Here is a 21,900-nt window from a genome sequence, read left to right on the forward strand (position 1 = left end):
GATCGGGAGCGATGCATGATCCAGGCAAGACGCAAACCCGCCTTCTACCTCGCCGTTCTGGCCACGGCGCTGGCCTTCGTGGTCATCCTGCTGGGCGCCTATACCCGCCTGACCCACGCCGGCCTCGGCTGCCCGGACTGGCCCGGCTGCTACGGCTTCGTCCACGTGCCGCTGAACGAGGCGCAACTGGCCCACGCCGAAATGCACTTCCCCGACTCGCCGGTGGAGGCGCAGAAGGGCTGGAACGAGATGATCCACCGCTACTTCGCCGGCAGCCTCGGCCTGCTGATCCTCGGGCTGGCGGTGCACGCACTGGTGCGCCGCGGCCGCGACGGCCAACCGATGCGCCTGCCGCTGGTGCTGCTCGCAGTGGTGATCGCCCAGGCCGCGTTCGGCATGTGGACGGTCACCCTCAAGCTCTGGCCGCAGGTGGTTACCGCGCATCTTCTCGGCGGCTTCACCACGCTGTCGCTGCTATTCCTGCTCAGCCTGCGCCTGTCCGGCGCTTTCGCCCCACTGCAGCTGCCTTCGAAGCTGCGCGCGCTGGCGGCCCTGGCGCTGCTGATGGTGATCGGGCAGATCACCCTCGGCGGCTGGGTCAGCAGCAACTACGCGGCAGTGGCCTGCATCGACCTGCCGATGTGCCACGGCGAGTGGTGGCCGAACATGGACTTCGCCAACGGCTTCCACCTCACCCAGCACATCGGCCCGAACTACCTGGGCGGCCAGCTCGACAGCGACGCCCGCACGGCCATCCACATGACCCACCGCATGGGCGCGCTGTGCGTGACCGCGGTGATCCTGCTGCTGGCCTGGAACCTCCAGCGCCACGGCCTGATCGGCATTACCGCACTGATGCTGCTGGGGCTGTCCCTGCAGATTGGCCTAGGCATCAGCAACGTGCTGCTGCACCTGCCGCTGTCGGTAGCGGTGGCGCACAACGGCGGCGGCGCGTTCCTGCTGCTGATGCTGGTACTGGTGAATTACCGGGTGCGCGCCCCCGCAGCAAAACACGTCGAGCTGCCTGCCAGCAGCCCGATCACCCTGGACGCCCTGGAGCGCCCGGTGGCCTATCCGTCTCAGGGATGAAATGGCAGGGATGACATTGCACGGTTGAGCACGATGGCCGGCAACGCGCCGGTCCCCATCAAGAAGTCAGGAGAAATGCCCATGGCCAGCGTCATCAGCACTTCCAGCCAAGCCAGCTGGCGCGACCTGCTCGAACTGACCAAACCCAAGGTGGTCCTGCTCATGCTGATCACCTCGCTGATCGGCATGCTGCTCGCCACCAAGGCCGGCGTGCCTTGGCAGGTGCTGGTCTTCGGCAACCTCGGCATCGGTCTGTGCGCCGGCGGCGCGGCAGCAGTGAACCACGTTGTGGACCGGCGCATCGACTCGATCATGGCGCGCACCCACAAGCGCCCGCTGGCCGAAGGACGCGTCTCGCCGCCCATCGCGCTGGGCTTTGCCATGCTGCTGTCGGTGGCCGGGATGGCGGTGCTGCTGGTGTTCACCAATGAGTTGACGGCCTGGCTAACGCTGGCTTCGCTGCTCGGCTACGCTGCGCTCTACACCGGCTTCCTCAAGCGCGCCACGCCGCAGAACATCGTCATCGGCGGCCTCGCCGGGGCCGCCCCGCCGCTGCTGGGCTGGGTTGCGGTGACCGGGCAGATCTCCGCCGAACCGCTGCTGCTGGTGCTGATCATCTTCGCCTGGACCCCGCCGCACTTCTGGGCTCTGTGCCTGCACCGCAAGGACGAGTACGCCAAGGCCGACATCCCGATGCTGCCGGTGACCCACGGCGAGCACTACACCAAGCTGCACATCCTGCTCTACACCCTGGTGCTGTTCGCCGTGACGCTGATGCCCTTCGCCATCCACATGGCCGGGCTGGTCTACCTGCTCGCCGCGCTGGCCCTGGGCGCGCGCTTCCTCGACTGGGCCTGGGCGCTCTACTGCGGCAGCCGGCCCCATGCGGCGATCAAGACCTTCAAGTACTCTATCGCCTACCTGTTCCTGCTGTTCATCGCGCTGCTGGTGGACCACTACCTGCCGCTGCACCTGAACTACTGAGGCCGGTTCGCGGGTTCGCTCCAAAGGAGCGGCCCCGCGAATCCGGCGCTCGCCCAGACGTCCCGACCCACGAGAACCCCATGTCCCGAGTCAACAAGACCGTCTTCATCCTCGTCGCCATCGTCGCCCTGATCCTCGGCCTTACCGTTCAGAAGGTGCTCAACCAGCGCCACCAGCTCGATCCGACCGTGCTACTCGACGCCGGCATCGTGATCCTGCCGCAAACCCGCAGCGTCCCTGACCTCGCCTTCACCGACCAGGACGGCCAGCCGTTCCAGACCGCCAGCCTGAAGGACAAGTGGTCGCTACTGTTCTTCGGTTACACCTTCTGCCCGGACGTCTGCCCCACCACACTGGCGCAACTGCGCGAGCTGCAGAGCAAGCTGCCGCCAGAAGTGGCGAAAAACCTGCAGGTGGTGTTCGTCAGCGTCGACCCGCACCGCGATACAGCGCCGCGCATCAAGGAATACCTCGGTTTCTTCAATGCCGGCTTCAAGGGCATCACCGGCTCGGAAGAGAACGTGCAGAAGCTGGCCAACGCCATGAGCATCCCCTACATCCCGGCCGACACCAGCAAGCCCAACTACACCGTCGACCACAGCGGCAACCTGGTCATCATCGGCCCGGACAACACCCAGCACGGCTTCATCCGCGCCCCGCTGCACAACGACAAGCTGGTCGCCCAGCTGCCTGGCGTGGTCAACGCCAGCAACTGACCCGCGACACCGTGTCCCACCCCCAACGGCCACCCGATAAAGGTGGCCGTTGTTTTTTCCGTGTCACTCCCGCTTTCCCCGGACAAATCCGAACTTCCTGCTAAACCTCTTCTCAGGGCTCTGGCGCGGTGTAACACGCGGCCTTGAAGCTTCCCACCGGAATTCCTGACCCCGTAGTCAATGTAAAAAATCTGCTACAGGAAATCAGGCATCAGGAATGACTCATACTCCATATTAGAAACATTAATTAACACCTATGCCTGAGCCTGTTGCAGGATTACCGGGCCTTTCGGTGGGCATGGGGAGCCTCTGATGGGTGGTCATTCACGGCGAGGATGACATTTCCGTCCGGTCACAATAGGCAATTAGGCTAAACGCCAGGGCTCACGCGGCCCCGGTGGCGACCGGAAAACCACGAGTCCAAACGTGACTTGTAGTTATCGCTTCGTACCACTCCAGAACTTCTTGATGCCCTCCAGGTTCGATTGCACAATGCCGCGGCCACCGGGTCACAGCCCGGTCACAAAATAAGAACTAGACCGTTGCCAGTTAGATAACCCGGGTCGCCGACGTAGTAACCCGGACAATCCCAGGATCACGCAGGAGATTTGCAAGTGCAGATCGGTGTACCCCTCGAGACCCAAGCCGGTGAGACGCGGGTCGCAGCAACGCCGGAGACGGTCAAGAAACTGATCGGGCAGGGCCATCAGGTCGTCGTTCAGAGCGGTGCGGGCGTCAGCGCCAGCCAGCCGGATGCCGCCTATGAAGCCGTTGGCGCGAAGATCGGCACTGCCGCCGATGCCTACGGTTCGGAGCTTGTGCTGAAGGTTGTCGCGCCCAGCGAAAGCGAGTTGGCGCAGATGAAGCCGGGTACCGTGCTGATCGGCATGCTCAACCCGTTCAACAACGAGAACATCGCCCGCATGGCCGAACGCGGTGTCACCGCCTTCGCCCTCGAGGCCGCGCCGCGTACTTCCCGCGCGCAGAGCCTGGACGTGCTCTCGTCCCAGGCCAACATCGCCGGCTACAAGGCCGTGTTGCTCGCTGCCCACCACTACCCGCGCTTCATGCCCATGCTGATGACCGCCGCCGGCACCGTTAAGGCCGCGCGCGTGCTGATCCTCGGCGCCGGCGTTGCCGGCCTGCAGGCCATCGCCACGGCCAAACGCCTGGGTGCGGTGATCGAAGCGTCGGACGTACGCCCGGCGGTGAAGGAGCAGATCGAGTCCCTGGGCGCCAAGTTCGTCGACGTGCCCTACGAGACCGATGAAGAGCGCGAGTGCGCCGAAGGTGTTGGCGGCTACGCCCGCCCGATGCCGGCTTCGTGGATGGAGCGCCAGGCCAAGGCCGTGCACGAGCGCGCCAAGCAGTCGGACATCGTCATCACCACCGCGCTGATTCCGGGCCGCAAGGCGCCGACCCTGCTGCATGAGGCGACCGTCGCCGAAATGAAGCCGGGCTCGGTAGTCATCGACCTCGCGGCATCGCAAGGCGGCAACTGCCCGCTGACCGAGGCCGACCAGGTCGTGGTCAAGCACGGCGTGACCATCGTCGGCCTGAGCAACCTGGCCGCGCTGGTGCCGGCGGATGCCTCCGCACTCTACGCACGCAACCTGCTCGACTTCCTCAAGCTCACTCTGACCGCCGAAGGCTTCACGGTGAACCTGGAAGACGACATCGTCGCCGCGTGCCTGATGTGCCGTGACGGCCAGATCGTGCGCAAGAACGGCTGAAGCCCTTCTTATATAAGAACGCGCCGGACCCCGCGTCCGGCCCTGAAGACCGGTGAGAAACTATGGAAGACATGCTGATCTCCCACGGCATCTACAACCTGATCATCTTCGTGCTGGCGATCTACGTCGGCTACCACGTGGTCTGGAACGTCACCCCTGCCCTGCACACCCCGCTGATGGCAGTGACCAACGCCATCTCGGCCATCGTGATCGTCGGCGCCATGCTGGCCGCCGCCCTGACCGTCACCCCGCTGGGCAAGGCCATGGGCACACTGGCCGTGGCCCTGGCTGCGGTGAATGTGTTCGGTGGCTTCCTGGTCACCCGCCGCATGCTGGAAATGTTCAAAAAGAAAGCGCCGAAGGCGGAGAAGCACTGACATGAGCATGAACCTCGTCACCCTCCTCTACCTCATTGCCTCGGTCTGCTTCATCCAGGCCCTGAAAGGCCTGTCGCACCCGACCACGTCGCGCCGCGGCAACCTGTTCGGCATGATCGGCATGGCCATCGCCGCGCTGACCACCGTCGCCCTGGTGTTCAAGATCAGCAGCGAGATCGCCACCACCGGCATCGTCTACGTGATCATCGGCCTGCTGGTCGGCGGCACCGCCGGTTCGATCATGGCCAAGCGCGTCGAGATGACCAAGATGCCGGAACTGGTCGCCTTCATGCACAGCATGATCGGCCTGGCCGCCGTGTTCATCGCCATCGCCGCCGTGGTCGAGCCGCAGTCGCTGGGCATCGTGCAGAACCTGGGCGACACCATCCCGACTGGCAACCGCCTGGAGCTGTTCCTCGGCGCGGCCATCGGCGCCATCACCTTCTCCGGTTCGGTGATCGCCTTCGGCAAGCTGTCGGGCAAGTACAAGTTCCGCCTGTTCCAGGGCGCCCCGGTGCAGTTCACCGGCCAGCACATGCTCAACCTGGTGCTCGGCCTGACCACCCTGGGCCTGGGCCTGCTGTTCATGTTCACCGGCAACCTGACCGCCTTCGTCGTGATGCTGGCCCTGGCCTTCATCCTCGGCGTGCTGATCATCATCCCGATCGGCGGCGCGGACATGCCGGTCGTGGTGTCGATGCTGAACTCCTACTCCGGCTGGGCCGCGGCAGGTATCGGCTTCTCGCTGAACAACTCGATGCTGATCATCGCCGGTTCCCTTGTGGGCTCCTCGGGCGCGATCCTCTCCTACATCATGTGCAAGGCGATGAACCGCTCGTTCTTCAACGTCATCCTCGGTGGCTTCGGCGCCGAAGCGGACGCTGGCGGCGCGGCGGGTGCGAAAGAAGCCCGCCCGGTGAAATCCGGTTCGGCCGACGACGCCTCCTTCCTGCTGACCAACGCCGACAGCGTGATCATCGTTCCCGGCTACGGCCTGGCGGTGGCCCGTGCTCAGCACGCGCTGATGGAACTGGCCGAGAAGCTGACCCATCGCGGCGTCAACGTGAAGTTCGCCATCCACCCGGTTGCCGGCCGTATGCCGGGCCACATGAACGTCCTGCTGGCCGAGGCCGAAGTGCCTTACGAGCAGGTGTTCGAGATGGAAGACATCAACTCCGAGTTCGGCCAGACCGACGTGGTGCTGGTACTGGGCGCCAACGACGTGGTGAACCCGGCCGCGAAGAACGATCCGAAGTCGCCGATCGCCGGCATGCCGATCCTCGAGGCCTACAAAGCCAAGACCGTGATCGTCAACAAGCGCTCGATGGCCAGCGGCTATGCCGGCCTGGACAACGAACTGTTCTACCTGGACAAGACCATGATGGTCTTCGGCGACGCCAAGAAAGTCATCGAAGACATGGTCAAGGCAGTCGAATAACCTCGATCGTCGCCCTACAAGACACCGGCCTAGCGCCGGTGTCCTTGTTTTTGCCGACGCATTAGCCTGTAGCCATGCAACGTGGTTAGATAACGCCGCCGGCTCCTCCGGAGAGGGGAAGTGTCAGGCACCTATGACCGTCATGGCGCGTGCGCCGAACTACAACAAGAAAGCCAAAGAAGTCACGATGACAACTACCAGCATTTCGCAGCGACAGTACTCGCTGGGCAACGCCCTCAGCGTGTTCGCCGCCCTGGTCTATATCGCGTTCTACCTTTTGGGCTACTTCTTCATCGAGGAAGACAGCTACATCTATTTCCGAGTCGCCGAGAACATCGCTCACGGCTATGGCTACGTGTTCAATATTGGCGATATCCCGATCGAGTCGGGCAGCGGACCACTGTGGCAATTCCTGCTGGCGCTCGGCGTGCTGCTCGGCTGCAACGTGGTGGTGCTGGCGAAGCTCATGGGGATGCTCTTCGGTCTGGCTACCCTGTATGTCTTCCATCACACCGCCGGCCGGCTCTCAACGCCCGTTGTGGCGGGCTGGCTGACCCTCGCGCTGGCAGCCAGCGTCCCCTTCATCTGGTGGACCGGCAGCGGCCTGGAAGTATCGCTCTATACCCTCCTGCTCAGCGTCTGCGTGGCAGTGGCCTGCGCGCCCGAACCGTACCGTGACGGCTGGCTGAGCGTGCTGCCGTTTGCCCTGCTGCTCTTCGCCCGCCCCGAAGCCTTCATCAGCGTGGGCGTATTTGTCCTGTATCTGCTCGCGAGCGACCGGCGCGCCTTAGCGTTCCGAACGCTGCTGCTGGCCGCACTGAGCTACGGCGGGTACCTGGTGTTCCGCTACTTCTATTTCGATGAAGTGCAGATCAGTGCCTTCTACGCAAAGATCTCGGTCGATGGTGTGCTCTGGGACTACCTCTGGACAGCCCTGCGCCAGTACCGCCTGGTGTACCTGCTGGCGCTTGTGTTGCCAGCCGCCCTGCTGTGGCGTCGCGACGCCGCCAATGGCCCCTTCGTCCTGCTGCTGCTCTTGAGTTGCGGCGGGCTCTACTTCGCCGCCGCCAATTACGACTTCAAGATCTACCATCGCTTCTTCGCCCACAGCCTGCCGGTGTTGCTGCTGCTGGTCGCCGTCGCGATAGCGCGTCTGCTGGCATTCGCGCCGAAGACGCTCAAGCCAGTTCTGGTCGGCTACGTCGCCGTCGCCTGCATCGCCGTGGCGTGGATGCCGCGTGTGCCGGGGCTGTTCGAACACACCCGCAACCCGTTCTATACCGTGCTGGACCTGCTGCGCGAGCAGCCGGCCACGACCCTGTCGGCACTCGGCTCGAAGCTGGCCGCCCCGCATGCCACCACCGTCCTCGATGACACGCTGCAGGCCCGCGTACCCTACGTCATCAACGCGAACTACCAGGCACTGGTCGGCCACTTCCTGCATGACAACTACCCGCAAGGACTGACCATCGGCTACGACCAGATGGGACAGACTCCGTACTTCGCCGGCGCGCAGCAAAACTTCGTCGACTTCCTCGGCCTGGCGACGCGCCCGATCTCGCTGTATTACTTCAACCAGAACGCCCGCGACAGCAAGAGCAAGACCCTCTACAAGCAGGTGGTCGACCCGCTGCTGCAACACCAGCGCCCGGAAGACCGCGATATCGACCAGCAAGGCGCGCTCGCATCGGTGGAGCAATCCAATCCCGACGTCATCATCATTCACACGCTGGTCGCCAGTTCCGACAAGACGCTCACCTACCACGTGCGCAACAGCGACTGGTTCAAGCAGAACTACGTGCTGCGCTACAGCCTGGCCACCTGGCTGCTGGTCTACGAGCGCAAGGACCTGTCGTTCCCGCTCAAGGCGAAGAACCTGCCGGCAGCCCTGCAGTTCCGCGAGATGCCGGACAACGGCTAATTGCGGCTCCACTAACCGCTCGCGCCGAGCCTTCCCCGCGTAGCGTCCGAGCCGGTACACGGTGGGCGCCGCGCCCCAACAGCAAAGATGACAAGAATCTACGCCATGTCCGCCCCCACGATGTCCACCCGAGAAAACCTGACGGGCCGCATGCTCGCCCTGCTGGCGCTATTCCTCTACTTCGTCCTCACGGCGCTCGCCTACTTCTATATCGAGGAAGACAGCTACATCTATTTCCGCGCCGCGGAAACATCGCAAATGGCTACGGATACGTCTTCAACATCGGCGACATGCCGGTCGAGACCGGCAGCGGGCCACTCTGGCAGTACCTGCTGGCCCTGGGCATCTACCTTGGTGCCACGCCGATCCTGATGGTCAAGCTACTAGGCCTGGCCTGTGGCCTGGGCACGGTGTACCTGGTGTACCTGGCCGGCCGAAACTTCGCCAACCCGGCCTGGGGCGGAGCCGCGGCACTAATGATCGCCGGCAGCACCCCATTCGTGTGGTGAGCCAACAGCGGCCTGGAACTGGCGGGCTACACCCTGCTGCTTTCGGGTTGCCTGCTAATCAGCTCGCGTCCGGTGAAGATCGGCTGGCTGCCCGCTCTGCCCTTCGCCCTGCTACTGTTCGCGCGCCCGGAAGCTTTCCTGGTGGAACCGTTCTTCATTCTGTTCTTCGCCTTCACCCGACAGCGCGCATTCGCCCTGCGTATCTTCGCGCTCTGCGCGGCGAGCTATTCGGCGTACCTCTTGTTTCGCTTCTTCTACTTCGGCGAAGTCCAGATCAGCGCGTTCTACGCCAAGATCACAGCGGAAGGCACCCACTGGCCCTACGTCTGGTTCGTCCTCCAGGAGCTGCGCATCGTCTACCCAATCGCCCTGGCGATTCCGGCGGCCCTGCTGCTTCGCCACATGCAGCAGCAAGCGCACTTCTCCCTGCTAGTGGCGTTGTCGCTAATGGGAATCTTCTTCGCCGGCTCGAACTTCGACTTCAAACCCTACTTCCGCTTCTACACGCTCGCCCTACCCCAGTTTTATCTGCTGTTTGCCTGCGCGGGCTACGCGCTCAGCCAGCTTTCCTGGCGCCCGGCTCGCGCCGTAGTCGCGCTGTACGCCTTCTGCGCGGTGATCGCCGTTATTTGGATTCCGCGCATCGAGTTGTTTGCTGGCCGCAGCCCCAACGCGCTGCTGCTGATGGGTCGCCTAGTGGTGGAGGATCCGGCTGGCGCGTTGGCGTCGTACCGCGACAAGCTGCGCGACCCGCAAAGCCACGTACCGCTCGACGACGCGCTGGCACAGCGCTCGCCGATGCTGGCTGCACAGAGCCTCGACGGCAACTACCAGGCCGCCATCGGCCACTTCCTGCGGGAGAACTACCCCGACGGCCTGTGCATCGTCTACGACCAGATGGGACAAACCGCCTACCTGGCCGGCATTCAGCAGCAGTTCGTCGACCTGCTCGGCCTCGCCTCGCCCCCGGTGTCGCTGTACTACTTCAACCTCAACGCCGCCAACAACAGCGCCAAGCAGCTTTACAAGCTCGTGGCCGACCCGCTGATCGGCCTGCGTTCCAACGCTGATCGCGACATCGGCCTGGAGGGCGCAATGCAATATGTCTACGACAAGAACCCGGACGTGGTGCTGATCCACGGCTTCGTCACACGCAACCCGCTGACGCTCACCTACCACCTGTCCAACAGCCAGTGGCTACTCGACAACTACGTGCCGCGCTATCGACTGGCACACTGGGTAACTGTCTACGAACGCAAAGATCGTCAATACCCGCTGAAGGCCGTCAGCTTCCCGCCGGTACTGGAGTTCGAATCTCTCCAGAACTCCGCTCATCGGCCCCTGGCCGCTGACTGAGCGGCCATTGACTTCAGGCAACCCGCATGAACTTTGGTAGTAAGAAGGCAACCAGCCGGGTGATTTTGCGACCTTGGTATAAGAGCCAAAAATCGCCGAATCCCTAGACTGGCCGCCTCGCACTTCTTACTGCCCGAGGTTTTCCCATGTTCCGTGATCGCGTGCGTATGTCCTCCCTGTTAGACAAGGTGATGACTGCCGACCAGGCCGCGGCCCTTATCAAGGACGGCATGACCGTCGGCATGAGCGGTTTCACCCGTGCCGGCGAAGCCAAAGCCGTACCCAAGGCCCTCGCCGAGCGCGCCAAGCAGGAGCCGCTGCGCATCAGCCTGATGACCGGCGCCAGCCTGGGCAACGACCTCGACAAGCAGCTCACCGAAGCCGGCGTCCTGGCCCGTCGCATGCCCTTTCAGGTCGACAGCACCCTGCGCAAGGCGATCAACGCCGGCGAAGTGATGTTCATCGACCAGCACCTCTCCGAGACCGTCGAGCAGCTGCGCAACCACCAGCTCAAGCTGCCGGACATCGCCGTCATCGAAGCCGTCGCCATCACCGAAAAAGGCCACATCGTGCCGACCACTTCGGTGGGCAACTCGGCCAGCTTCGCGATCTTCGCCAAGCAGGTGATCGTCGAGATCAACGTCGCGCACAACACCAACTTGGAAGGCCTGCACGACATCTACATCCCGACCTACCGCCCGACCCGCACGCCGATCCCGCTGACCAAGGTCGACGACCGCATCGGCAGTACCGCCATCCCGATCCCGGCGGAAAAGATCGTCGCCATCGTCGTCAACGACCAGGCAGACTCCCCGTCCACCGTGCTGCCGCCGGACGACGAAACCCAGGGCATCGCCAACCACCTGATCGACTTCTTCAAGCGTGAAGTGGACGCCGGCCGCATGAGCAACAGCCTCGGCCCGCTGCAGGCCGGCATCGGCAGCATCGCCAACGCGGTGATGTGCGGCCTGATCGAGTCGCCCTTCGAGAACCTGACCATGTACTCCGAAGTACTGCAGGACTCGACCTTCGACCTGATCGACGCCGGCAAGCTGCGCTTCGCCTCTGGCAGCTCCATCACTCTGTCGACCCGCCGCAACGCCGACGTGTTCGGCAACCTGGAGCGCTACAAGGACAAGCTGGTACTGCGCCCGCAGGAAATCTCCAACCACCCCGAAGTGGTCCGTCGCTTAGGCATCATCGGCATCAACACCGCGCTGGAATTCGACATCTACGGCAACGTGAACTCCACCCACGTGGGCGGCACCAAGATGATGAACGGCATCGGCGGCTCGGGCGACTTCGCCCGCAACGCGCACCTGGCCATCTTCGTCACCAAGTCCATCGCCAAGGGCGGCAACATCTCCAGCGTGGTGCCGATGGTCAGCCACGTCGACCACACCGAGCACGACGTGGACATCCTCGTCACCGAAGTCGGCCTGGCGGACCTGCGTGGCCTGGCACCGCGCGAGCGCGCCCGGGTGATCATCGACAACTGTGTGCACCCGTCGTACCGCGACGCCCTGAACAGTTACTTCGATGCCGCCTGCGAGCGCGGCGGCCATACCCCGCACATCCTGCGCGAGGCCCTGGAGTGGCATATCAACCTGGAAGAACGCGGCCACATGCTGGCGGCGAGCTGATTCCAGACGCTTTGCGGGTCATTCAGCAATGAATGGCCCGCAAGGGTTTACAGCCGGAAAAAAACCACGTAAAAACACTCCTGAACAGATTTTTATCCCGCACCAACTGTTCCGCTTCCCCCGCCGCCACCCTGGCCGGCACCCTCGAAGAACCTCAGACACCCACCAATTGCGCACCAGAATGGAGCGCAACGGTACAGTTCACCCCGGGAAAGACCATTACAGTTCAAAATTACAATCGCCTGACCAGCCGCAATACAGTGCAACTGTACCTGTCATCCCTGACCAAAAAGTCAGATCATATGCTCAATCCATTCAGCAACTGACTACTCGCCACAAGCGAGAAGGATGACCACCATGGAACGTACCCTCGGTTCCGCAGCTCTGAGCACTACCCGTAGCACCTCCAGCGCCCACCGTGGCCTCGTCGGCACCGTTCGCCTGTGGCAGCGCCGCATGGAAAGCCGCCGTCAGCTGGCTCGCCTGGACTCCCGACTGCTGGCCGACGCCGGCATCAGCGAAGCCCAGCGTTACGCCGAACTGAACAAGCCGTTCTGGCGCTGATCCAACAGTACAACTGAGCCGCACCTTCCAGGCTCGCCCTAACTGTACTGGTAGATTGCCTGAGGCCGCTCACCTGGAGCGGCCCTTGGCATTCTGGAAACCCGCTTTTTTGTACCGTCTCCCTCGCTGATCACAGAACAGCCAGCTGCAACCACGGCGGTACAGTTCTGAATTTCGCTTCGCTGTACTCCCGCAATTACCCTTCGCTGCCTCTAATGCGCCGGCTCGACGAATGCGAGCCTGTACCGACAGTCCACCACGGTCACGAGGAGGCCCGTCATGGAACGCGCACTGTCATCCGATCTGCCCACTCCGGCCCCCGCCCTGCTACGTCGTCTACCAGCCTTGCTTGGCGAATGGCTGCGCAATGCCCGCACCCGCCGTCAGCTCGCCGAACTCACCAGCCAGCAACTGGCCGACATCGGCATCAGCCCCAGCGAACGTATACGGGAAATCTCGAAACCATTCTGGCGCTGAATGCTGGTGACGCCGGTCAGTCTTGGCTAGTCTGAGCACAGTTAGAGTGGCCGCCCCGGCCACCTTTGCTTGGTCTTATCCGGAGCCACTCCATGAAGAACAGCCTTCGCCTGATCGCTGCCGCCGCCTTGATCGGCTGCGCCACTGGCGCCTACGCCACCAGCTTCGTCTACACCACCGACCTGTCGGTGCGCGCCACCGGCGCCACTTCCGACGGCACCTCGGACCTGAGCAACTCCTTCAAGGACGACAAGATCGTTCTCGAAGCCCGTGACGACGCGGCCACCTTCGTTGCCAGCCAGGGCCAGATCCGCGGCGCGCACCTGGAAGCCGCCCTCGCCCACATCCGCAGCAAGCTGCCGACCCTGGCCGCCAATGACCAGCAGCTGGCCCAGGCCATCCTGACCATCTGATCGGCTGAACCCTCCGCGCCGGGCGCTCCGCCCGGCGCTCTGCGCTGGCTCTCGCCCGCGCATTCCGTTAGCCTTGGCGGCCGTGCTTTCTCGATTGTCCAAGCCCATGCGTACCCTGCTGTTCCTGCTGCCGCTGCTGACCTGTTCGCTGCCCGCCTGGGCATTCGACCAGACCACCCAGTTTCCGGTCGCGACCAGCTACGCCACCAGCCAGGTCACCAGCGCGCCCTTCGACAACAAACTGCTGCGCGGCGCCCGCGACGACGCGGCGCAGTTCGTTGCCACCGATGGAGCCCTGCGCGGTGCCCGCCTGGAGGCTGCGCTGCACTGGCTGCGTCAGCGGCATCCGGAGCTGGCGGCGAACGATCGGGAACTGGCCGAAGCAATTCTTGCCAAATAAGTCGTGAGCAGCTCCCGCTGCCCTTTCGGAGACATCCATGCGCCTCAGCTCGCTTTCCAAGAGCCCCCTGATCCTCGGCCTCCTGCTTGCCGCCTGCGCCTCCACCGCCCAGGCCCAATCGGTGGTCCGCGTGTTCAACATCACCACCAACGCCTTCGCCCGCAGCATCGACTTCACCTCGGACACCACCACCTCCGTGCGTGACATGAAAGTCGTCCGCGAAGCCCGTGACGATGCCGCCAGCTACGTTGGCAGCGACGGCGCGATCCGTGGTGCGCAACTGGAAGCCGCGTTCAAGGTACTGCGCGAGCAGGTGCCGCAGGCTCGCGAAGCCTCCGACCAGGACCTGGCCGAAGCCATCCTCGCTCTGTGAGACTCCGGGCTGGCCGCTGGCTGGCGGCCCTGGCGCTTATCGTCGCCGCCAGCAGCCACGCCTCGCTCCGCCTGGAACTGGACGCCGACGGCCTGAGCGCCGCCCAGCGCCAGGCCAGCCAGCAACTGCTGGACGAAGCCCTCCACACCCTGCCGGACAGCTTCGTGCAGCGCCTGGACCGCAGCGTCCAGGTGCAGTGGCGCGACGACCTGCCCAGCAATGGCATGGGCCGCACCCTGCGCCCCGGCGCCATCGCCCTGAACACCCGCTACCTCGGCCCGCTCACCGACGGCAGCGCCGCCACCGAGCAGACCGGCCGCACCCACGGCACCCTGCGCCGCGAACTGCTGGCCACCCTGCTCCATGAGCTGACTCACCTCTACGACCGCGCGCGCCTCTGGGATACCGAAGAAGGCCGGGTGATCCGTCGCTGCACGATGCGCGACAAGAGCCTGGGCCGCGTCGGCGCACCGGACGACTGCCGTGGCCAGACCGGCCGCCGCTTCAGCCTCTCGGACGACCCGCGCCTGCTCGACCTCGCCGGCTGGCCGCAATACGCCGGCAAACATGGCGAGCGCGAACAGCACAACCGTTTCCTGCTGCGCAGCCCGGACCGCTACGAGCTGACCAACCCGCGCGAGTACGTCGCGGTGAACATGGAGTACTTCCTCCTCGACCGCAGCTTCGCCTGCCGCCGCCCGGCTCTGTACCGCTACTACGCGGAACGCTTCGGCGAGCGTCCGCACGACGAATGCTCGACGCAGTACGCCTACCTCAACGCCGGCCGCGACTTCGGCCGCCAGCCGTTGGGGTATCTCGACCCGGAGCGTGTCTACGAGGTCGACTATCTGATCGCCGAGGCCAACAACGAGATCGCCAGCCGCTGGGGCCACACCATGCTGCGCCTGGTGGTCTGCGCACCGGGGCGCCCGCGCGGCCCGGCCTGCCGCCTGGACCTCGACCAGCACCTGGTGCTGTCCTACCGCGCCTTCGTCGGCGATCTGCAGCTCTCCAGCTGGGACGGCCTGACCGGCGCCTACCCCTCGCGCCTGTTCGTGCTGCCGCTGTCCCAGGTGATCGAGGAATACACCAAGGTCGAGCTGCGCAGCCTCGCCTCGATTCCGCTCAAGCTCAGCCGCGACGAGGTCGCCAGCCTGGTGGAGCGCTCGGCGCAGAGCCACTGGAGCTACGACGGCAACTACTACTTCCTGTCCAACAACTGCGCGGTGGAGACGCTCAAGCTGCTACGCAGCGGCATCCAGCGCCAGAGCCTGCAGAGCATGGACAGCATCACGCCCTATGGCGTGCTCGGCCTGCTGGAGAACAAGGGCATCGCCGACGCCAGCGTGCTGGACAACCCCAAGGAAGCGCTGCGCCTGGGCTATCGCTTCGACTCCTTCCGCGACCGCTACCAGGCCATGTTCGATGTGCTGAAGCAGCGCATGAACGTCCCGCAGGACAAGGTCGAGGACTGGCTCGCCCTGCCCGCCGTCGAGCGCCGCCCGTGGTTCGACAAGGCCGACCTGCGCTCGAGCGCCGCCCTGCTGCTGCTCGAACAGGCCTCGCTGCGCCGCCAGCTGCTGTTGGCCCAGGACGAACTCAAGCGCCTGTACCTGAGCAACCCGGACGCCATGCAGAGCAAGCCGGACCTCGCCGCGGCCGGCAAGACCTTGCAGCAGATCCTCGACGACAGCGGCTTCCTCAGCCGCCCGGCCGAGCTGCTCGACGGCGGCTACGGCCTGCCCCAGGCGCCGGAGACGGCAACCCTGGAGAAACAGACGCAGCAGCGCCAGCAGCGCCTGCGCCAGCTCAGCGACAACCTCGACCGTGAAGTCCGCGCCCTGCTGACACCGGAACGCCGCGACGAACTGGCCGCGCTGGAAGCCAATACCAAGCAGATCGGCGCGCACCTGCGCGAGCTGCACAAGGCGTCGGGCGGACTGGAGCTGCCCTGAGACTCCGTGACTGCCCTTGTAGGATGGTGTGGAGCGCAGCGATACCCATCAATCCGCCGCGCCGACCGCATGGGTATCGCTGCGCTCCACCCATCCTGCGAAGCGTCACCCTGACGTCGGTGCGGCAGCGTTACAGCTTCTCTTCCCACTCCTCTTCCAACTGCTCGTCCAGGTGTATCCAGGGCAGCCGGCTCTTCACCCAGATATGCCGGTCCGGCAGCACCGTCGCCACCTCGTCCAGCGTCGCCGTCGTGAGGTCGAGGGTCTCCGGTGCCTGGTCGGTGAACAGCGCCAGCTGCGCGCCGCAGCGACTGCAGAAGTAGCGGATGCAGGACGCCGAGGAGCGATACTCGGCCGGCGTCCCGAGGGTCCAGCGGAAGCTGCCTAGTGGCACCGTGGCCCAGGTGGTGACGATACCGCCGGTGGTGCGCCGGCAGATCGAGCAATGGCAATGGGCGACGTCCTTCAGTTCGGCGTCGCACTCGTAGCGCAGCTGGCCGCAGTGGCAGCCGCCGGCATGTACAGCCTTCATCAGTGAGTCTCCCATTCAGTCGTACTCGGCCTCTTCGTGATCGCCCAGCAGCCGGCGTTGTCGCGCCGTGCAGGCGGCGAGCACCTCGGGGTTGAAGGTCCAGTCCAGGTAGGGCGAGAACTTCTGCGCGACCATCCGGCGCCCATAGTGCACCTGCAGCAGGTAGCGCGTGCGCTCGCTCAGGTTGCGGCTGCCGGCGTGCCACAAGTCGCTGCGAAACAGCAGGCAATCGCCCGCGCGGCAGAGCACCGGCTCGGCCGTCCTGCCCGCCCATTCGCGCTCGTCCGGTGCCGGCGCGCGGCCGGCGCGATGGCTGCCGGGGATCACCCAGGTGGGGCACAGCGCATCATCGATGTCATCGAGATAGACCTGCGCCGTGCAGATGAACATTGGCAGTTCCAGGTCCGCTCCCGGAAGCGCAACGGGCAGGTAGTCCTGGTGCATGTCCGCGCCGATGAAGCCGGGATGGCAGCGCCAGGCGGTCTGGCCGATCACATGGCAGTCCGCGCCCAGCGCGGCTTCCGCAAGCTCGATCAACCCCGGTGGATCGAGAAAGGGCAGCCAGCTCGGCGAGCGGTTGAACACGCACTTGTAGTGATCCACCAGCCCTTCGTAGTCCCAGTGCAGCGGGCGCAGGTCGTCGATCAGCGTACGCACCTGGGCCACCTGCTTGGCGTCCAGCAGGCCGCGCAGCAGGACGAAGCCTTCCTCGCGCAATGCCTGCAGGCCGTCGCTCATGCCGGCTCCCCGCTACCCAGTTCAGCCTGGGCGCGCTCAAGGGCGTCGAGGAAGGCGCCCAGCACCTCGCCCGGCTCGGCACCCTGGCGCGTTACGCAATGGAACTCCGAAACATAGGCCAGCTGCGCAGGGCGGATCGCCCGCAAGCGATCCTGTGCGACCCATTCCGTCGCGTAGTGCGTGGGCAGGTAGCCGATGAAGGTGCCGCTGAACACCAGGTTGGCGATGGCCTCCATGCTGTAGGCATTGGTGGCGCGACTGAAGACCAGCCCGTGGGGCCGGCGGCTTTCGGTCATGTAGCCGCGGCCGACGTATTCGGCCGCGCAGATCTGCTCCAGGGAAGGCTCGTCCTGCGCACGCTCGAAGAACGGGTGCCCCTGGGCGCAGTAGAGGTTCTGCTCTTCGCGGAACAGCAGTTGGTAGCGCAGCCCCGACAAGCGATGATGGAAGGCGCCGATGGCCAGTTGCAGGCGTTCCTCCAGCACGGCGTTTTCCAGCTCGTCCGGGCGCTGGGTGTGCAGGTTCAGGCGCACCCTCGGGTTACCCGCGCGGAACAGTCGGAGCGCCAGCGGCAGCGGCCAGCAGTGCTGGCCGAGCACACCGTCGACGCAGCCCAGGTGCAGCACTTCCCGATCGCGGCCGCCGAGGCCGGTCACCTGCTCGCGGAAGCGCTCGATGTCGACGAACAACCCGAGCGCCGCCTCGTAAAGCTGCTGCCCTTCCTCGGTGAGCTGGAAACCGCTGCTGCCGCGCCGGCATAGCGAATAGCCCAGGCGCAGTTCGAGATCGCGCACCAGCACGCTCAGCCGCGACAGGCTGGTGTTAAGCCGCACCTGGGCGGCGGTGAAGCCGCCCGCCTCGACGATGGTGCAGAAGGTGCGCAGCAGGCGCAGGTCGATATCGGAAAGATTGCCCAGCATGGGAGTTCTCGTGGCGGCGGGCGCAGGTCTTTCGTTATAGCGCCGAGCGCGCCGCCCCGTGAACCCCCAGGGTGGTCAACGGCGTGCGGCGACCGAATCAGCGAGCACGCAGAGTAACTCGAACATCATGGTGGCACCGACCAGCGCGGTCGCTCCGCCCTGGTCGAACGGCGGCGAAACCTCCACCACATCGGCGCCGATGAGGTTCAACCCCTGCAGTCCGCGGATCATGTGCTGCGCCTCCAGGGTCGTCATGCCACCGATCTCCGGCGTTCCGGTGCCGGGCGCGTAGGCCGGGTCGAGCACGTCGACATCGAAGGTCACGTAGGTCGGGCCCTGCCCCACCACCCGACGCACTTCGGCCAGCGTGGCGGCGACGCCCAGGTCTGCGAACTCTTCCATGTGGATCACCCGGATGCCTTGCTCAAGGGCGAAGGCTTCGTCGTCGGCGTCGTAGATCGAGCCGCGAATGCCGATCTGCACCGTGCGTTTCGGGTCCAGCAGCCCTTCCTCGATGGCGCGACGGAACGGCGTGCCGTGGGTATAGGGGTTGTCGCCGAAGTAGCGGTCGTTGGTGTCGGAGTGGGCGTCGAAATGCACCATGCCAATGGGTCGCTCGGCGGCCAGCGCGCGGAAGATCGGCAGGGTCACCAGGTGGTCGCCGCCCACCGACAGCGGGATGGTGCCGGCGGCGTGGATGCGCCGATAGAAGCCCTCAATCTGCTTGAGCGAATCGAGCAGGTCGATGGGGTTCACCGGGGCGTCGCCGATGTCGCCGATGCGCAGCAGGTCATAGGGCGCGATGTGGCTGACGTGGTGCACCTTGCGCATCAGACTCGACTGGTTGCGAACCTCGCGCGGACCGTGGCGGGCGCCGGCGCGGTTGGTGGTGCCACCGTCCCAGGGCACGCCGAGCAGGGCGATATCCACCTGCGCCGGGTCCTCGAAGATCGGCAGGCGCATGAAGCTGGGGATGCCGGCGAAACGCGGAATCTGGGCGGCGTCCAGGGGCTGCGGGAAATCATGGGGCATGGGGCGTCTCCTGTCGGATTGAGATTCAGTCGGCCTGCGCCTGCAGGCTGGCGGCGGGTGCGCCGGCGAGGCTGACCACCACGAAGGTGATCAGGCTGGCGAGCAGGCCGTAGGCGATGGGGGTATTGGCGAGCACGCCATCGATGGCCATGAAGGCGACCACCACCAGGCAGCCGACCACGATGCTGGCCATGGCTCCGCGTGCGGAGGCACGACGCCACAGCAGGGCGCCGAGAATGGGCACGAGCAGGCCGCCGACCAGCAGGTTGTAGGCGATGCTCAGGGCACCGATGACGTCGTTCACCAGGCATGCCAGGGCCAGCATCACCACGCCCATCATCAAGGTGAACAGGCGGCTCTCACGCAGGCCGTTGGGCGCGCCAGGACGCAGGAAGCGCGCATAGATGTCCTCCTGGAACACCGTGGCGGCCGCCAGCAGGCAGCCCGAGGCGGTGGACATGATGGCCGACAGCGCCGCCGCGACCACCAGCCCGCGCAGGCCAGGCTGGAGCACCTGGCGGGTGACTTCGGCGTAAGCGTTTTCCGGCACTGCCAGGTTGGGCAGCAGAACGTGGGCGGCGGCGCCGATCAGTGCACAGGCCAGGCCATAGAGCATGCAGTAGACGCCCGCGCCGAGGCCGGCGTAGCGCACCACTTTCTCGCTGCGCGCGGTGAACACGCGCTGCCAGATGTCCTGGCCAATGAGCGCGCCGAAGAAGTACAGCAGGAAGTAGGTGAGGATGGTGTCCAGGCCGATGTGGCCGAGATCGAAGAAGCCCGCCGGCAGCACTTCCTGCATGCGCGACAGGCCGCCCGCCTCGTGGATCGACAACGGCAGCAGCACGGCGAAGATGCCGAGGGTCTTGATCACGAACTGGATGATGTCGGTGAGGGTCAGCGACCACATGCCGCCAATCACCGAATAAACGATGACGATGCCACCGCCGCAGAGGATCGCCGGGATGCGCGGGATCTCGAAGACCACCTCGGTCACCGAGCCGATGGCAATGGTCGCGGTAACCGCCACCATCAGGTCGTAGGCGACCATCACGATGCCGCCGATCAGCCGCGAGGACGCCTGGTAGCGCTGCTCGAGGATCTGCGTGACGGTGTAGACCTTCAGCCTCGCGATCTGCCGCGAGAACACCAGGCTGAGGACGATGATCCCCAGGCCGAGCATGAACACCAGCCACAGGCCGGACAGCCCGTAGAGGTAGCCCAGCTTCACCGTGCCGATGGTGGACGCGCCACCGAGCACCACCGCAGCCATGGTGCCCAGGTAGAGCCCTGGGCCGAGGCGACGCCCGGCGACGAGGAAGTCGTTCTGGTTGCGCGCCTTGCGCATTCCGTACCAGCCCAGGGCAAGCATGCCCAGGGCGTAGACCAGCATGATCAGGTAATCGAGCAGCATGGCGGGGGGCTCCTGTTGTTGTTATGTGGGAATCAGGCCTTCGCCCCGCCAGCCTGATGCCCCTCGCCCCGCCAACAAATCCCCGAAGCCGGAAGCCAACTTTCGCCGCCACGAAAGTGCTGCTCCAGCCCGCATCCACAGGCCTTCAGACGCCCTCCCGGGCGCTCGAAGCAAAAAACTTCTCCCTCCTCAAGTGCTTGATTCGTATACGTATGTTATCGTTGTAAACACTGTATACAGCGTAAACGGAGCTGTTCAAAAAGTGACCACCGTTGTCTCGTTCCGCGCCGATGACGCCCTTGTGGCGGCGCTGGACCAACTGGCCCGCGCCACCCACCGGGACCGGCCCTACCACCTGCGCCAGGCGCTGGCGCAGTACCTGGAACGCCAGAGTTGGCACGTGGCGGCCATCGATGAAGGGGTGGCGGACGCCGATGCCGGCCACCTGTTGGAGCACGCGACCATCGAAGCCAAGTGGGGCCTGGCATGAGCCTGCAGTGGACGCATAAGGCCGCCGCCGATCTGGACGCCATCTACGACCATTACGTCGTGCTGATCGGCCCGGAGAAGGCGCTGCGGGCCATCCAGGACATCGTCGAGCAGGTCAGCCCGCTGGCGAACCTGGAGCAAAGCAGCAGCGGTGTGCCCAGCGAGGTGCCCGGCGTGCGCGAATTGTTGGTCGAGCGCTGGCCGTACCAGGCCGCTTTCCGAGTAAAGGGCCGTTCTGTGCAGATTTTGCGCATCGACCGTGTGGATAACTCGGGGTAAAAGTGGCCACACGGTTACAAGATATTTCAGAGTATTGACTTTTTAATCTGGTTAAAAAGCAATCAAATGCACACTTCTCGGGAAGCTGGCCTCTTTATCGACCATTCTGAAATTCATGGATTTTCAGTGACCAGATGGCGCAACAATGGTCACGGAATCTCAGCGACGCCTGGCTTTTTCCAGGCAACAAAAAACCCGGCCTTGGCCGGGTTTTTTCGTTTTTGCGCTTTTTCGCCAGCGCTATCAGGCGGCTTGCCAGTTCACCGGCAGCTGGCCTTCTTTCCAGGCGAAACGGTCGAGGTGGCTGACCACCACGTTCTGCAGGCGCTCGAGGCCTTCCGCATCAGCGGACTCGGCGTCCATCAGCAGCGCTTCCGGGGTCGCGTGCAGGCGGCAGGTGCCGAAATCGAAGGGCAGCACGCCACGGTCGTCGGTCAATTCGACCGGCAGCTTGTGGGCGAAGTGGTTGCACAGGCGCTTGAGATAGCGCGCGGCATCGGGGGTAGGGACGGTGGCACGGCTCGAAGGCATCTTTTCTCTTCTCCATTTTG

At 64.7% G+C, this 21,900-nt stretch carries 25 protein-coding genes; 19 read left to right on the forward strand and 6 right to left on the reverse strand.

The window, feature by feature from the left end; translation table 11 throughout:
• Positions 1 to 15: 15 nt before the first annotated feature.
• From ACIPK7_RS10485 to ACIPK7_RS10565, 17 genes are all read left to right on the forward strand, one after another.
• Complete coding sequence (locus tag ACIPK7_RS10485) at positions 16 to 1,089, forward strand: heme A synthase (protein ID WP_192432462.1); 1,074 nt, start codon at positions 16 to 18, stop codon at positions 1,087 to 1,089.
• Positions 1,090 to 1,170: 81 nt separating this feature from the next.
• Positions 1,171 to 2,073 carry a heme o synthase gene (gene cyoE / locus ACIPK7_RS10490; RefSeq protein WP_081518896.1) on the forward strand — a complete coding sequence of 301 codons (903 nt, stop codon included), beginning with the start codon at positions 1,171 to 1,173 and terminating at the stop codon, positions 2,071 to 2,073.
• Positions 2,074 to 2,153: 80 nt separating this feature from the next.
• A complete protein-coding gene (locus ACIPK7_RS10495; protein WP_401087563.1) occupies positions 2,154 to 2,789 on the forward strand; it encodes an SCO family protein in 636 nt (211 codons plus the stop codon).
• A 614-nt stretch (positions 2,790 to 3,403) separates the two neighbouring features.
• The gene (locus ACIPK7_RS10500; RefSeq protein ID WP_401087565.1) at positions 3,404 to 4,522 is read left to right on the forward strand and encodes a Re/Si-specific NAD(P)(+) transhydrogenase subunit alpha; all 1,119 of its coding nucleotides are present in this window, start codon (positions 3,404 to 3,406) and stop codon (positions 4,520 to 4,522) included.
• 62 nt (positions 4,523 to 4,584) lie between these two features.
• On the forward strand, positions 4,585 to 4,899 hold the full coding sequence (locus ACIPK7_RS10505) for an NAD(P) transhydrogenase subunit alpha (RefSeq protein WP_015474896.1): 315 nt from the start codon (positions 4,585 to 4,587) through the stop codon (positions 4,897 to 4,899).
• Position 4,900: 1 nt separating this feature from the next.
• On the forward strand, positions 4,901 to 6,337 hold the full coding sequence (locus ACIPK7_RS10510; RefSeq protein WP_192432465.1) for an NAD(P)(+) transhydrogenase (Re/Si-specific) subunit beta: 1,437 nt from the start codon (positions 4,901 to 4,903) through the stop codon (positions 6,335 to 6,337).
• Between the two features lie 187 nt (positions 6,338 to 6,524).
• Entirely contained in the window at positions 6,525 to 8,258 is a 1,734-nt protein-coding gene (locus ACIPK7_RS10515) for a hypothetical protein (protein WP_192432466.1), read from the forward strand.
• Between the two features lie 290 nt (positions 8,259 to 8,548).
• A complete protein-coding gene (locus ACIPK7_RS10520) occupies positions 8,549 to 8,767 on the forward strand; it encodes a hypothetical protein (protein WP_192432467.1) in 219 nt (72 codons plus the stop codon).
• A gap of 72 nt (positions 8,768 to 8,839) precedes the next feature.
• Positions 8,840 to 10,123 carry a hypothetical protein gene (locus ACIPK7_RS10525; RefSeq protein ID WP_401087568.1) on the forward strand — a complete coding sequence of 428 codons (1,284 nt, stop codon included), beginning with the start codon at positions 8,840 to 8,842 and terminating at the stop codon, positions 10,121 to 10,123.
• Positions 10,124 to 10,269: 146 nt separating this feature from the next.
• Complete coding sequence (locus tag ACIPK7_RS10530; RefSeq protein ID WP_401087570.1) at positions 10,270 to 11,766, forward strand: acetyl-CoA hydrolase/transferase family protein; 1,497 nt, start codon at positions 10,270 to 10,272, stop codon at positions 11,764 to 11,766.
• 32 nt (positions 11,767 to 11,798) lie between these two features.
• Positions 11,799 to 12,092, forward strand: coding sequence for a hypothetical protein (locus tag ACIPK7_RS10535; protein WP_401087571.1), 294 nt, complete (start codon positions 11,799 to 11,801; stop codon positions 12,090 to 12,092).
• 31 nt (positions 12,093 to 12,123) lie between these two features.
• On the forward strand, positions 12,124 to 12,330 hold the full coding sequence (locus ACIPK7_RS10540) for a DUF1127 domain-containing protein (protein WP_015474893.1): 207 nt from the start codon (positions 12,124 to 12,126) through the stop codon (positions 12,328 to 12,330).
• A gap of 279 nt (positions 12,331 to 12,609) precedes the next feature.
• Positions 12,610 to 12,807: a DUF1127 domain-containing protein gene (locus tag ACIPK7_RS10545; RefSeq protein WP_192432472.1), complete on the forward strand. Its 198-nt coding sequence runs from the start codon at positions 12,610 to 12,612 to the stop codon at positions 12,805 to 12,807.
• 92 nt (positions 12,808 to 12,899) lie between these two features.
• Complete coding sequence (locus ACIPK7_RS10550; RefSeq protein WP_081518914.1) at positions 12,900 to 13,220, forward strand: DUF2388 domain-containing protein; 321 nt, start codon at positions 12,900 to 12,902, stop codon at positions 13,218 to 13,220.
• 106 nt (positions 13,221 to 13,326) lie between these two features.
• The gene (locus tag ACIPK7_RS10555; RefSeq protein ID WP_081518915.1) at positions 13,327 to 13,620 is read left to right on the forward strand and encodes a DUF2388 domain-containing protein; all 294 of its coding nucleotides are present in this window, start codon (positions 13,327 to 13,329) and stop codon (positions 13,618 to 13,620) included.
• Between the two features lie 37 nt (positions 13,621 to 13,657).
• Positions 13,658 to 13,993, forward strand: coding sequence for a DUF2388 domain-containing protein (locus ACIPK7_RS10560; protein ID WP_017517696.1), 336 nt, complete (start codon positions 13,658 to 13,660; stop codon positions 13,991 to 13,993).
• Positions 13,990 to 15,948, forward strand: a complete 1,959-nt coding sequence (locus ACIPK7_RS10565) for a DUF4105 domain-containing protein (RefSeq protein ID WP_401087574.1) — start codon at positions 13,990 to 13,992, stop codon at positions 15,946 to 15,948. Before ACIPK7_RS10560 ends, ACIPK7_RS10565 begins: the two co-directional genes overlap by 4 nt.
• Before the next feature lie 130 nt (positions 15,949 to 16,078).
• Here ACIPK7_RS10565 and ACIPK7_RS10570 read toward each other — a convergent pair whose 3' ends face one another.
• From ACIPK7_RS10570 to ACIPK7_RS10590, 5 genes are all read right to left on the reverse strand, one after another.
• Positions 16,079 to 16,480 carry a GFA family protein gene (locus ACIPK7_RS10570; RefSeq protein WP_151188889.1) on the reverse strand — a complete coding sequence of 134 codons (402 nt, stop codon included), beginning with the start codon at positions 16,478 to 16,480 and terminating at the stop codon, positions 16,079 to 16,081.
• A gap of 15 nt (positions 16,481 to 16,495) precedes the next feature.
• Complete coding sequence (locus ACIPK7_RS10575) at positions 16,496 to 17,218, reverse strand: phytanoyl-CoA dioxygenase family protein (RefSeq protein ID WP_401087576.1); 723 nt, start codon at positions 17,216 to 17,218, stop codon at positions 16,496 to 16,498.
• Entirely contained in the window at positions 17,215 to 18,138 is a 924-nt protein-coding gene (locus ACIPK7_RS10580) for a LysR family transcriptional regulator (RefSeq protein ID WP_192432476.1), read from the reverse strand. Before ACIPK7_RS10580 ends, ACIPK7_RS10575 begins: the two co-directional genes overlap by 4 nt.
• 75 nt (positions 18,139 to 18,213) lie before the next feature.
• Positions 18,214 to 19,170: an agmatinase gene (gene speB, locus ACIPK7_RS10585; protein ID WP_192383466.1), complete on the reverse strand. Its 957-nt coding sequence runs from the start codon at positions 19,168 to 19,170 to the stop codon at positions 18,214 to 18,216.
• A 25-nt stretch (positions 19,171 to 19,195) separates the two neighbouring features.
• Positions 19,196 to 20,581 carry a sodium:solute symporter gene (locus tag ACIPK7_RS10590; RefSeq protein WP_192432477.1) on the reverse strand — a complete coding sequence of 462 codons (1,386 nt, stop codon included), beginning with the start codon at positions 20,579 to 20,581 and terminating at the stop codon, positions 19,196 to 19,198.
• 262 nt (positions 20,582 to 20,843) lie between these two features.
• Here ACIPK7_RS10590 and ACIPK7_RS10595 point away from each other — a divergent pair, with 262 nt between their 5' ends.
• Together ACIPK7_RS10595 and ACIPK7_RS10600 are read left to right on the forward strand one after the other, a co-directional pair.
• Positions 20,844 to 21,071 carry a CopG family ribbon-helix-helix protein gene (locus ACIPK7_RS10595; RefSeq protein WP_192432478.1) on the forward strand — a complete coding sequence of 76 codons (228 nt, stop codon included), beginning with the start codon at positions 20,844 to 20,846 and terminating at the stop codon, positions 21,069 to 21,071.
• Positions 21,068 to 21,349, forward strand: coding sequence for a type II toxin-antitoxin system RelE/ParE family toxin (locus tag ACIPK7_RS10600; protein ID WP_081518921.1), 282 nt, complete (start codon positions 21,068 to 21,070; stop codon positions 21,347 to 21,349). The genes ACIPK7_RS10595 and ACIPK7_RS10600 overlap by 4 nt, the downstream gene beginning before the upstream one ends.
• A 243-nt stretch (positions 21,350 to 21,592) precedes the next feature.
• Here the strand turns inward: ACIPK7_RS10600 and ACIPK7_RS10605 are convergent, their stop codons facing one another.
• Positions 21,593 to 21,880, reverse strand: a complete 288-nt coding sequence (locus ACIPK7_RS10605; protein ID WP_138213394.1) for a DUF2218 domain-containing protein — start codon at positions 21,878 to 21,880, stop codon at positions 21,593 to 21,595.
• Positions 21,881 to 21,900 lie beyond the last annotated feature (20 nt).

It is taken from the genome of Pseudomonas sp. NPDC086581 (assembly GCF_044746165.1).
Taxonomy (GTDB): Bacteria; Pseudomonadota; Gammaproteobacteria; order Pseudomonadales; family Pseudomonadaceae; genus Pseudomonas.